This is a genomic window from Adlercreutzia equolifaciens DSM 19450 (genome assembly GCF_000478885.1).
GTDB classification, from domain to species: domain Bacteria; phylum Actinomycetota; class Coriobacteriia; order Coriobacteriales; family Eggerthellaceae; genus Adlercreutzia; species Adlercreutzia equolifaciens.
Map to the genome: position 1 here is coordinate 2,751,212 of NC_022567.1, position 11,658 is coordinate 2,762,869.

The following is an 11,658-nucleotide window of genomic DNA, read 5'->3' on the forward strand; positions in this document are numbered from 1 at the left end:
ATCACTACCGCACACGGGGCGATCAATAATCTCGACCATAGGAAAGCACCTCCGCTTCTCATCAGTGAATAGCGGCGCCCCAGCACCCGGGGAGGGGACGGGAAGCCGGGGCGTCGCTTCAAACAAGGACGGTCGACACGCCTGCGAGAGAGAAGACGCGCCGACCGATGCAAATTGCTACAACTCGTATTCCAGCGAGGGATCCTCACCCATCGTCACGTCCATGATTTCTGTCTTAGGATGCGGGATGAGAACCAGCGACGGATTCGTCGTGTTCGCCGGCAGCGGTACCGCTTCCACATCGCCCTCGCCGTATTCGGCGCGCAGCTCATCGATGTCGCCGTAGCGCAGGGCACGCAGCGCACAGGTGCGGACGCAATAGGGGTCTTCGCCGCGCTCCAGCTGATCCTTGCAGAAATCGCACTTGCCCATGTAGCCCTCTTCCTCGAGGAAAGACGGCGCATGGTACGGGCAGGCCTTCTCGCAGGAACGGCAGCCGATGCACACATCGTGATCGGTCCACACGATGCCGGTGTCGGGATCTTTCTGCATGGCGCCCGAAGGGCATACCGCCACACAAGCCGGGTTCTCGCAATGGTTGCAGGCCATGGCGATGAAGTAAGCGAACAAATCCGACGGAGCAGGCAGCGTGTCGCCCTCGCCCACTTCCCAGGTGCCGTGCTCCCATTCGTACACGCGACGGAACAAGTTGCCCACGGGCAGGTTGTTCTTGTTCTTGCAGGCCATCTGACACGTCTTGCACCCGATGCAGGCCTCGGAATCGAAGAAAAATCCGTACTGTGTCATGTTAGTCCCCCAACTCAATCACGCGCAGCGGACGATCGATATCGTGATCGAACGGACCGTCCCACTTCTCCATTTCCACATTGATGGTGTTCCACGGCTGAATATCGCATCCGCAGGGATCCGAACTGGTGAGCACGCCCGGATTACCGCCGAAGTCGACTTCCAGCTCCTCGTCGTAATCGGTCCAGCCACCGTCGGCCACCAGCACTACCCCGGGCACCACGCGCGGCGTGATCTTTATGGCGCGAACAAGAGCGCCGCGACCGTTGTAAATCTTCACCGGATCGTGTTGAGAAAGACCGCGCTCCTGGGCATCCAGGGGGTTCACGTAGGCCACGTTCGCGTGGGCCTCCTGCATCCAGCGGCAGTTGTCTAGCTGGCTGGAGTGATGGCCCAGCGAATGAGGCGACTCCAGCTGCAACGGATAGGGGCCCTTCACCCGATTCTCGAAATCCGAGAAGGTGGCCTCGTAACCTTCTTGCGGCGGCTCGTATTTGGGAATGGGCGAGATGCTGTAGGAGCCGTAAATGTCCACGACCTCGGCCAACTGGCGGCAGTAGATTTCCAGTTTGCCGCTCTCAGTGTTCAGCGGATTCGCCACCGGGTCTTCCACGAAAGCCTCCAGGGCGATGTAGCCGCAGTTGTCGCCCTCGGTGCGCGGCACCTGGTAGATACCGTCCTTCAAGAATTGCCGAAGCGGGATGCGACCCTCCTGCGGCTCGCGATCGGGGGAGCCCAACTCGGCCCAGTCCTCAGCCGTGATGGTGAGCAGCTTCTCGAAGTCGGGATCCACCATATCTTCCGTCGTAGCGCCACCAGGGCCTACCGCACCCGAGCCCACCTTCTTTGTGAAGCCGCCTTCCTTGATGACCGTGGCTCCCTGAATCTGATTGGCGAAGATCTCTTCCTCGGTGATCTCCAACTCGTCGGGATCGAAACCGAGACGCTCGGCCAGGGCGCGATTGATCTCGTAATCGCTTCGGGCCTCGAACAAGGGGGCGATCACGTGGGCGCAAAAGGTCAATGTTTCGTGGTTCGAGGTATGGCTGAAGTTGGCCGGGTGCTCCCACTGCATGACCATGGGCAGCACGATGTCGGCATATTGGGCCGTCGTGTTTAGGAAACAATCGCAGGACACGACGAATTCCACTTTGCGGAAGGCCTTGATTCCCAGCAGCGTGTCCGGCTCACTGTTGAGCTTGTTGCCGCGGCCAATATCCCAGATGCAGCGGATATCGATCTCGCGCTGTCCCCACTTGCCGTTATGGTAGGAACCGTCGTACACCGCGTGCCACTTCTGCTGCGAGGTAACGCCGAACAGTCCGTCGGTGGGCACCACAGCAGCACTGAGGGCGAATGTGTTGGCAACCGGGTCGGTCGTCGCGTATTCGGAACGCCCTTCCCCGCCGACGGCCACCAGAGCGCTACCGCCGTTGCAGACCATCTGGCCCGACATGTCGGACACCATGGCGCCGGACTTGCCCACGTTGCCCGTCATCCAGCCCACCGTGAAGAACGCCTGGGCTGCCTGTTCGCCGCGGAAGCCGCGGGTCACGGCCGAACACGAGAAGATAGCCGCGGGCTTAATCGTAGCCATATCCGTAGCAAGGGAGCGAATCACTTCGGACTCGACACCGCAAATCTCGCTCGCCCATTCCGGCGTCTTCGGCGCACCATCGTAGGTACCGAGCACGTAATCTTTGAAGTTGTCCTTCGGATCGGCGCCCTCGGGCATGTGGTCGGCATCGAAGCCCACGGTGTAAGTGTCGAGAAAGGCCTGGTCTTGCAGGTCGTTTTCAATCATGTGGTAGGCACAGCCAATGAAGAGCGCTGCATCGGTGGCCGGGCGAATGGGAATCCACTCATCAGCGATGGCGCCGAGGCCGGAGTTATAGAATGGGTTGATGCCGACGATCTTCGCCCCACGACGCTTGGCATCCAACAGCACCTTGTTGGGATAGCCCAAAGCGCTCCAGGAGGGGTTGTTGCCGTCCAGCACGATGAGCTTGGCGTTCAGAATATCAAGGCGATCGTTGTACAAGTAGGCACCGTAATAGCCCGCCAAATTCTGATAACCCGTCATCATGGAGGAGGGATAAACCCATCCGCCCTGGGAGTTGCCGCCGCATCCGCCCTGCGATCCGCCAAGAGCCGTCAACAGGGTTCGGATACAACCCAGCCCGCATGACAGCCTCATTGCCGTAAGCGCCAATGATGCGCGTAAGCTCGTCAGCGATGATGTCCAGCGCCTCGTCCCAGCTGATACGCACCCACTCGTCCTTGCCGCGCAGCTCGCCGTTGATCTTGGCCGGGTCACCGCCGGGCTCCCAGTTTTTGCGCTTCATGGGGTACTTCAAGCGATCGGGGCCATAGACATGATTCATCTTCGCCTGGCCACGCAGGCAACCGCGCTGCTGAGGCATATCTTCGGAATCGGGATTCCGATCGTCGGTCTTCACGCGCACGACCTGGCCGTCTTTCACCAGCGCGTAATTGATGCAGCTAGCCGAGCAATACAGGCGGAAGCAGCGATAGGGCTTCCACTCGCCCTCGTCTTCCAAAGCCGGAGCAGGGGCATCGTCGCTGCCCGTATCTGCCATCTTCGCTTGCGGAGCGCAAGCCACCAGCTGTCCAAGCGCCGGCACCGTGGCGGCCGCACCGGTCCACTTCAGGAAGCTGCGACGGGTAAGCCCGTGCTTTTGCTGGGAAGCGGCAACGGCTTCATGCGATGCGCACGAAATGTTTTTCTCCTCCATGTTCCTCCTCTTTTCTCTCATTTCGAAGAACCTCCTGGCCTCATTCGAGGCGCAGCCTGAGTGTAAGAGGAGCCCGTGGTTCAGCGCGGCCCTCGAAAAGTTCCAGGCGTGGTAACTCATAGTTGCAACCAAGCACATCCACCGCTTACAATACCGAGCTGTCGAGGGGAGAGGCCATGGACATCCAGCAGCTACGCTACTTCAAGCGCGTCGTAGACGACGGCAGCTTATCGAAGGCGGCGGCCAGTTTCTTCATGACGCCGCAGGCCATGCGCAAACAAATCAACAACCTGGAAAACGAGATCGGCGTCGAGATCCTCACCCGCACCCCCCAGGGTGTTTTCCCTAGCGATGCGGGGCGAGCGCTTTACGACTATGCCCAGCGTCTCATCGCCCTAACCGACGAGGCCGTAAGCGTCTGCCGCCAGCGCGCCGGAGTCGAGAGACAGCGATTGCATATCGGGCTGTACCACAACGCGAACCTGCATTTGATGCCGCGGCTTACTGCCCGCTTTACGGAAGAGCACCCTGATATCGAGTTGGTATTCACCGACTTCGTTACCTTCGAAGATTTCGAACGAGCCCTGGTGGAGGGCAAGATCGACGTCGTCATGACCTTCGGAAACAGTCGGCGCCGCAAATCATGCTTTTGCAGCGCAGCGATACCGTGGGGATCGGCATTCGAATGGTGGCGCCGAATTACGAGACCCTCGCCCATGTTCCCTTCGCGCCTCCTCCCGGCGTGGACGACCGCGTGAGCATGGAGCTTTCCACCAACCAGCCCGACTCCCCTGCCGTGCAGGCGCTCTACCGCTGCGCCCGCGACATCTGCGCCAACGAGCTTCAATTCGGCTGCTAAAATTCCGAGCCGCTGAAAGCATCCACGACTTACCTTCCTGCAATGCGCTGCCGGAAATACGTCCCAAACGCGTAAAGCGGCACATCCCGAATGGCGCCATCTTGGGAAGGAGATGCCAGGGACGTGCGCACGGCGAGAGGCGGCTGGTACTTCTTGACGAAGGCGGCGAGGCTCTTCGCCTTCAAGTTGACGCCCGATTTCACCTCAATCGGCACCGGCTGGACAGCCTCGGTGCCCCCGTCGATGATGAAGTCAATCTCGGTGCGCGTGGAAGGGTTCACGAAGTAGTGAAGCTTGCTGTCGGGCTCCGCACTGTCGCCGGCCAAGCCGTTCGCAAGCATTTCCTGGGCGACGAGCTGCTCCGCAAGCGATCCCTTGAACGAGCTGAACAAGGCTTCGCTGTCGAGTATCGTTCGGGCTCCCAGATTGTTCATCGCCCCGAGCAGCCCCACATCCAACAAATAGATTTTGAACACATCCCCGTCCTCGTGCGACACAAGGGGCGATTCGGGCAAGCTGACGCAGCTCGAGGGGATCGCGAGCGAGGTGTCGATCAGCCATTGGAGGGCGTCCTCGTACTCCCGCGCGCGAGCCGATTCCCGTATCTTGGAGAACATGAACTTGCGGTTCTCCTTGGCCAAATTTGCCGGCACCGCCCGCCAGACCCGGCGAATGCGCTCCGCCAGGGCATCGTCGGCGTACTTCGAGAAATCGGCGTTATAGGAGCGCAAGAGCTCGTTGTGCACGCGCCGCGCGTCCGCAGGATCGGCCGTTTCGGCAAAAGCGAGCACGGCTTCCGGCATACCGCCGACGAACAGGTACTGCTTCAGCAGCTCGATCAGGCGGTCGTGAAACGGCGCGATAGCTTCCCAATCAAGCGTCTCTACCAGTTCCACTAGCAGTTCCTCACCAATACCGCCGAGGAACTCCGAGAAATTCAAGGGGTACAGATCGAGGAAGCTCACCTTCCCCACGGGAAACGACGGTCTCGGCCTCCCTTTCTCCTGCGCCCTCTTGCCGCGGCGAAGGGCAAGGCCCAAAGCCGAGCCGCCCGCGACGACAGGCAGATGCGGCATCTGCTCGTTGAAGTACTTGAGAGACTGGATGGCCCGCGGAGACTCCTGAATCTCGTCGAGAATGAGCAGGGTGCTCCCATCGATGCGGACGCCTGCCTCGGCCTGTAGGATGGGAAGAAGCCGTTGGGGCGAGAGAGAGCCCCCGAACGCCGCCACAAGCTGAGGATTATCGTCGAAGGTAACGTAGGCGAACCTCTCGAAGCACGTATTCCCGAACTCCTTCATGAGCCAGGTCTTCCCCACCTGCCGCGCTCCGCTCACAATGAGCGGCTTTCTGCGCGGAGACGCTTTCCATCGTTGCAGTTCTTTGATAGCCTGGCGTTTCATTCTGAATCTCTCCTGGACTTCCACGTTTTTGCATAGGATAATTTACCAAGATACCACGTTTTTGCATAGGAAAAATCCCTGTTTGTCCACGTTTTCGCATAGGGAAATCCCGAGACCTTGTACTAGTCAAGCTTCGTCGAATCCGCCGCGGAGTTCTTTCATGTAGGTGAGGAAGGTGTCAGCATCGTCGGTGTAGAGGACGTTGCCCGCAGCCACGCCGGCGCCCATCAGAAACGAACGACGCGATTGAATGTCCCGGATTCCCATAATTGCTCCTCCTGCTCGGATTGCTTCGGCAATGGTGCCGGCCCCTGCGACCGGCAACGGAGGGCATCATAGGGGGCGGCCCCGTGTCAACGGTGTCGGGCAAGCTTATGGAAAACCGGAAAATCGTGTCGTTAAAACTATGTAGTGCCTTCTGAACTGGAGAGATATCACTGTCGTTTGACTCGTGCGACAATGCCTTAAGGCAAACCCTTAAGGCATCCGCACACCCCTCTGCGGGACGGGCCTTTTCGGCTTCTCCGCTGCCGTATCACCCGAGATGGTGGCCAGCGAGCGCTCGTAGGCGTTGAAGGCCTCCACAACGTCCCCCGCCTCGAATATACCGCTCTTGCGGTTCTTCGCGTTCTTCCTCAGAATTCCAGCCGCGGCGAGCTCACCCACGGCCGTGCGGGCCGCCGGGTAGCTCTTTCCCGTGAGATCTTGGGCGGTCTTGATGCTGATGACCGGCGTTCCTAAGAGGATGTCGAGAAGCTGGGCGCCCGCCGATCCCTCGCGAAACGGCACCTTCGCGCGCCATCCCTCCCTGATAGCGAGCAACGTTTCCTCAAACGCGGAGGCGCGGGAGCAGGCCTCGCAGGTCGTCCGAGCGAAGTACTCCACCCACCCGTTCACCGCCTCACGCCGCTTGGTCTCGTCATCGCCTTCGAAGCGGAAGGCGGCAAGGTTGGCGATGTATCTCTCGCGATCGGTGGCCAACAGCAGCGATATCGGGGGCACGGTGACGCGCGTCGTGCCCCCCTTTTTCAGGATGAGGTGAACAAGCGCCCTGCCCGCACGTCCGTTGCCGTCCGCGAAGGGGTGGATAGTCTCGAGTTGAGCATGGGCAATGGCCGCGGTAGCGATAGGGGGAAGCTCGGCGCGGATGACCCCTCCCCGATCTGCGAGGCGAGTGCCAGCTAAAAGCACGCGATTGAGCTCGCACACCTCCTCGACTGTGAGAGGAGAGGCCGCCTCCGCCCGCGCCAGGCCATCGACAAGCGTATGGAGGTTACCGAGAATCTGGGCCTCCGTGCTGTCGAGGCGGTGATCGACGCCGAGGCGGTCGAGCTCCTCATATTCCAGAAGCCTACCTGCGGGCATCTCCAGGCCCTCGATACGCGATGACGAGACAGCCTCGGCCCGCAGCATCATGCGCGCCAGCGGCTCGGTATCAACGCGGGAGCCGAAAAGCTCAAGCTTCGCCAGAGCCTCCTGGGCATCCGCCACCGCGCTTGCGCAGGAGGGGCTGAGAAGAAGCTCGTAATCGGCAAGTGTGTCGGGAAGATACGGATGGTACGGGCCTCCCATGCGCTCGGCCTTGTTCATGCCTCCACTGTCGAGCTGCCAAAAGCAGTTGAGATAAACCCCCATGCTCGTAACCTTTCTTTTCTATCGCAGAAAAGAAAAGTTAGTGCATTAACCTTTCTTTTTCAAGAGCGGTTTCCCTCCCTACCGCTCTCCGCCCTTCCGCAACGAATCCTTCCCGGCGAAGAGCCGGTTCTCTTTCAGCTGAGAAAATGCCAGTTGAGGGCCGGAATGGTCAATGAGCCCGGGGCGTCTCTGCCAAAGCAGGCTTAAAGTGGCAGAAAAATGCCAGTTGAGGGCAGGTATGGCAGACCGTCCCCAGTCGGCCTTACCAAAGCGGGGTCGAAGTGGCATTTGCGGCCGCAATACTTGCGACTATGCCAGGATGTCGGCGATCATGCGATCTTTGCAGCGATTGACAGCCGCGAGCTTCCAAGCAGGGTAGCCCATGCCTGGGTCGGTGTACTCGAAGTCTTTTAGAGCCACCAGCTTCGCGCGGATATCCGAGGTGATGAGCGCCCGGGCGATGCTGACGAACGACGCACCAATCTTCGGGCCGATCATGCTGAGGTACTCGTCGAAATCGTCATGCTCCATCATCATGGGAAGACAAGCCATGTTCTGATCGAACAGCGGCGCCATGCGCAGAATCTCGCCCGTGTCGTTATCGACCAGAAACCCGTAGTTACCCGCATGGCGATCGACGTTTGCCATAACCGCATCCATAACGATCATTTCACGGAACGATTCGTCGCCGCCGTGCGCGTCGCAGAAGGCAAGCACGTCTTCCACATCAAAAGGACCGTCAAAGAACCGATGGGCCGACACAAATCCCACCTTTTCCGAAGTAAACAGCGGGCACTTGCTCGCAAGTTTGCCGTGAAAATTCTCGATGGTATAGGGCACATGGTCGATAGACGCTGCCTGCAACTCTTCTGCGGCCAGCGCTTCCGAATAGGGCTCGAATCCCGCGTTGGCGTAGCCTTCGGAACCACGCTTGAGCAGCGATACCTGGTCGCCCTCGCGCACCCAGCACTTGGCGAAGGAGCCCGAGGTAGCGAACTCGGGAGACGTGGGAGAATTCTGCCGGCCGTACATGCCCGTGCCGTCGAAGGCAATGCGAGCGATAACGTCGTCGAAAGGATTGCGGTACAGCGACACGTCGTTCCAAGAGATATCCTCATCGGCGCGCTTCATCCAAAAGGTATCGGTGAGCGCAAGGCAACGCGCCATGGAGATAAAGTCGTGACGCGTGGTAAGGCCCAGTTCGCGCATGAGCCTCTCGATGGACGTGCGGTGTTTGGCGATCTGACGACCGTCGATCCAGTCGTTGATGTCTACGAAGCCATAGGGCACATAGCCATCAAGGCGCTCGATCTCGGTATACCGATAGTCATCCAGCCTTTTCTCTTCCTCGTAGGTGGCCACCACCTTGTCCTTGTTCATCAACTGATACAGCACGCCGCACCTCCTTTCCATCGCGGCCCCATTATACGACAGGCCCGTGGAGGAGCGTCCTTGCACCCTACTTGCCGAATGGCTTGAACATGACATTGAAACCCGAAACAAAAAAAGGGCCGTCGCAGGGACGGCCCTCGGTGTGCTCGGGTGCTTGGGACGCGACGCTCTACTCGGACGGCGTTCTACTCGGCTGTCGGCACGTCGTGCTTCACGCGGTCGTGCTCTTCGGCGCGCTTGGCGTCGTTGAAGCGGTCGAGCGTGCCCACCAAATAGCCCGTGATGCGGCGAATGCGCTCGAAGGGCTGGTTGTGCTCGTCCTCGGTGCGGCCGCACTTGGGGCAGACGTCCTCGATGATGCCGTTGTAGCCGCACACCGGATCACGGTCGACCGGATGGTTCACCGAACCGTAGCCCATGCCGCAATCCTTCATGTAGCGGATGACGCTTTCGAAGGCCTCCAGGTTGTCGGACGGATCGCCGTCAAGCTCGATGTAGCTGATGTGACCGCCGTTGGTGAGCGCGTGGTAGGGCGCCTCCAGGGCGATCTTGTCGTAGGCGGAGATGTCGAAGTACACCGGCACGTGGAAGCCGTTGGTGTAGTAGTCGCGGTCGGTCACGCCAGGGATAACGCCGTAGCGGGCGCGGTCGATGCGAACGAAGCGGCCGGAAAGGCCCTCGGCCGGCGTGGCGATGAGCGTGTAGTTCATGCCGCGCTCCTTCGACACGCGGTCGCAGTAGGAGCGCATATGGCCGACGATCTCCAGACCCAGACGCTGGGCCTCGGCCGACTGGCCGTGATGCTGGCCGGTAAGCGCCACCAGGCACTCGGCCAGGCCGATGAAGCCCGTGGTCAGCGTGCCGTGCTTCAGCACCTCGCGCTGCTCGTCGGTGGGCGAGAGTTTCTCGGAATCGATCCAAACGCCCTGGCCCATGAGGAACGGCGCGTTGTACACGTGCTTGCGAGCCTGAATCTCGAAGCGCTCATCCAGCTGGGCAGTCACCAGCTGCAGCTTGGAATCGAGCAGATCGAAGAACAGGTCGATGTCGCCCTTGGCGCGAATGGCCAGACGGGGCAGGTTGATAGACGTGAACGACAGGTTGCCGCGGCCGGGCGTCACCTCGCGGTCGGGATCGTACACATTGCCCATGACGCGGGTGCGGCAGCCCATATACGCGATCTCGGTTTCCGGCGTGCCCTTGTAGTACTGGGCGTTGAACGGGGCATCCAGGAAGGAGAAGTTCGGGAACAGGCGCTTGGCCGAGCAGTGCATGGCCAGTTTGAACAGGTCGTAGTTCGGATCCTCCGGATTGTAGTTCACGCCTTCCTTCACGCGGAAGATCTGCACGGGGAAGATGGGCGTCTCGCCGGAGCCCAGACCCTCTTCCGTGGCCAGCAGCATGTTCTTGATGACCATGCGGCCCTCGGGGGAGGTGTCCATGCCGTAGTTCACCGAGCTGAACGGCGTCTGCGCGCCGGCGCGGGAATGCATGGTGTTCAAGTTGTGCACCAGCGCCTCCATGGCCTGGAAGGTCTGGCGGTCGGTGTCGCGGGAGGCGTTCTTCTCGGCGTAGGCCACCACGCGCTCGGCCGTAGCGGCATCGACGCCGCCCTCAACGAGCCCGGCCACCACGGCAGCGCGGAACTCCGGATCCATCTCGAGGCTGGCAACCGTGCCGGTCTCGCTTTCCACACGGGCAAGCAGATTCTCAGCGAAAGAGCGATCGTCGGCGATGTCGGTCAGAAGATCGACAGCCTCGGCCACGTGCTTCTTGAACAGGCGGCGGTACGTCTTGCCCACGCCCACGGCCAGGCCGTAATCGAAGTCGCACACCGACTGGCCGCCGTGCTGGTCGTTCTGGTTCGACTGAATGGCGATGCAGGCAAGCGCGGCGTAGCTGGAGATGTCGTTGGGCTCGCGCAGCACGCCGTGACCGGTCGAGAAGCCGCCCTTGAAGAGCTTCCGCAGCTCAATCTGGCAGCAGGTGGTGGTCAGCGTGTAGAAGTCCATGTCGTGAATGTGGATATCGCCCTCGCGGTGCGCCTTGGCGAAGCGCGGATCGATGACGCACATCTCGTAGAACTGCTTGGCCGATTCGGAGCCATACTTCAGCATGGTGCCCATGGCGGTATCGGCGTCGATGTTGGCGTTCTCGCGCTTCATGTCGGAATCGGCGGCCTTGGAGAAGGTGATGTCCTTCAGCGTTTGGATGAGGCGGGAGTTCACGTCGCGCACGCGGCTGCGCTCGGCACGGTAGAGGATGTAGGCCTTGGCGGTCTGCACGAAGCCGGACTCGATGAGGGTTTCCTCCACGAGATCCTGCACGCCCTCGACCGTCGGGGTACCCTCGATGGCGCCGCTCTCAAGCTTCTCGACGACCGTGGCGGCAATCTGCTCGGCGGTGGCGCGATCCTGCATGGCCGCGCACGCCTGGAAGGATTTTTCCACCGCATCGGCGATCTTCTGGGGATGGAATTCCGCCGTGCGTCCGTCGCGCTTGATGATGGTCTTCACCATAACTTCCTACATCCTTTCTTCGGCGCGGCTCCCGCACCGTATTCGCACCGCTCATCGCGGCCTTGCCAACCACAACATGCAGAAACGCGGCAATGTTTTCCCCACTGCCACCTTTCGCAATTACCAAGGGGGTAAACCCGCTTTTCGCCTTTATTTGCTCACCGGCTTTCCACAGGTTATTCACCATTGAAACCACAATATATTGTGTTTTGTAGTTCCAAGGGCGGATACATATAGTACTCGCGAAACTGTTCGGGCGCAATCGAACAAGATGTGTTTTTCGGCAC

Annotated in this window: 9 protein-coding genes; 1 reads left to right on the plus strand and 8 read right to left on the minus strand. The window is 60.3% G+C overall.

All coding sequences use genetic code 11. The features are described from left to right. Positions 1 to 177: 177 nt before the first annotated feature. Genes AEQU_RS11220 through AEQU_RS13085 form a run of 3 tightly spaced genes read right to left on the minus strand, consistent with a single transcriptional unit; the run spans position 178 to position 3,563 of the window. Complete coding sequence (locus AEQU_RS11220; RefSeq protein WP_022741718.1) at positions 178 to 807, minus strand: DMSO/selenate family reductase complex B subunit; 630 nt, start codon at positions 805 to 807, stop codon at positions 178 to 180. A gap of 1 nt (position 808) precedes the next feature. Beyond that, complete coding sequence (locus tag AEQU_RS13080) at positions 809 to 2,893, minus strand: molybdopterin-dependent oxidoreductase (RefSeq protein ID WP_158318415.1); 2,085 nt, start codon at positions 2,891 to 2,893, stop codon at positions 809 to 811. After that, positions 2,829 to 3,563 carry a twin-arginine translocation signal domain-containing protein gene (locus AEQU_RS13085; RefSeq protein WP_022741723.1) on the minus strand — a complete coding sequence of 245 codons (735 nt, stop codon included), beginning with the start codon at positions 3,561 to 3,563 and terminating at the stop codon, positions 2,829 to 2,831. Before AEQU_RS13085 ends, AEQU_RS13080 begins: the two co-directional genes overlap by 65 nt. A gap of 176 nt (positions 3,564 to 3,739) precedes the next feature. Here AEQU_RS13085 and AEQU_RS12060 point away from each other — a divergent pair, with 176 nt between their 5' ends. Beyond that, on the plus strand, positions 3,740 to 4,321 hold the full coding sequence (locus tag AEQU_RS12060; RefSeq protein WP_022741726.1) for a LysR family transcriptional regulator: 582 nt from the start codon (positions 3,740 to 3,742) through the stop codon (positions 4,319 to 4,321). A gap of 130 nt (positions 4,322 to 4,451) precedes the next feature. On the opposite strand, the gene AEQU_RS11240 is transcribed toward AEQU_RS12060, so the two are convergent. The 5 genes from AEQU_RS11240 to AEQU_RS11255 all read right to left on the minus strand — a co-directional run bounded on the left by AEQU_RS11240 (position 4,452) and on the right by AEQU_RS11255 (position 11,371). Then, complete coding sequence (locus AEQU_RS11240) at positions 4,452 to 5,825, minus strand: ATP-binding protein (protein WP_022741727.1); 1,374 nt, start codon at positions 5,823 to 5,825, stop codon at positions 4,452 to 4,454. A 126-nt stretch (positions 5,826 to 5,951) separates the two neighbouring features. Then, positions 5,952 to 6,092, minus strand: coding sequence for a hypothetical protein (locus AEQU_RS12660; RefSeq protein ID WP_158318417.1), 141 nt, complete (start codon positions 6,090 to 6,092; stop codon positions 5,952 to 5,954). 210 nt (positions 6,093 to 6,302) lie between these two features. After that, on the minus strand, positions 6,303 to 7,460 hold the full coding sequence (locus AEQU_RS11245) for a Fic family protein (RefSeq protein ID WP_041714713.1): 1,158 nt from the start codon (positions 7,458 to 7,460) through the stop codon (positions 6,303 to 6,305). 309 nt (positions 7,461 to 7,769) lie between these two features. Next, positions 7,770 to 8,855 (minus strand): protein kinase family protein, encoded by a 1,086-nt coding sequence (locus AEQU_RS11250; protein ID WP_022741732.1) that lies wholly within the window; start codon positions 8,853 to 8,855, stop codon positions 7,770 to 7,772. 182 nt (positions 8,856 to 9,037) lie between these two features. Further along, positions 9,038 to 11,371, minus strand: a complete 2,334-nt coding sequence (locus AEQU_RS11255) for an anaerobic ribonucleoside triphosphate reductase (RefSeq protein ID WP_022741733.1) — start codon at positions 11,369 to 11,371, stop codon at positions 9,038 to 9,040. Between the last annotated feature and the right edge of the window lie 287 nt (positions 11,372 to 11,658).

Bases quoted from the DNA above. Each gene is read 5' to 3' on its own strand.
- AEQU_RS11220 (WP_022741718.1), bottom strand. From the start codon at position 807: ATGACACAGTACGGATTTTTCTTCGATTCCGAGGCCTGCATCGGGTGC.
- AEQU_RS13080 (WP_158318415.1), bottom strand. From the start codon at position 2,893: ATGATGACGGGTTATCAGAATTTGGCGGGCTATTACGGTGCCTACTTG.
- AEQU_RS13085 (WP_022741723.1), bottom strand. From the start codon at position 3,563: ATGGAGGAGAAAAACATTTCGTGCGCATCGCATGAAGCCGTTGCCGCT.
- AEQU_RS12060 (WP_022741726.1), top strand. From the start codon at position 3,740: ATGGACATCCAGCAGCTACGCTACTTCAAGCGCGTCGTAGACGACGGC.
- AEQU_RS11240 (WP_022741727.1), bottom strand. From the start codon at position 5,825: ATGAAACGCCAGGCTATCAAAGAACTGCAACGATGGAAAGCGTCTCCG.
- AEQU_RS12660 (WP_158318417.1), bottom strand. From the start codon at position 6,092: ATGGGAATCCGGGACATTCAATCGCGTCGTTCGTTTCTGATGGGCGCC.
- AEQU_RS11245 (WP_041714713.1), bottom strand. From the start codon at position 7,460: ATGGGGGTTTATCTCAACTGCTTTTGGCAGCTCGACAGTGGAGGCATG.
- AEQU_RS11255 (WP_022741733.1), bottom strand. From the start codon at position 11,371: ATGGTGAAGACCATCATCAAGCGCGACGGACGCACGGCGGAATTCCAT.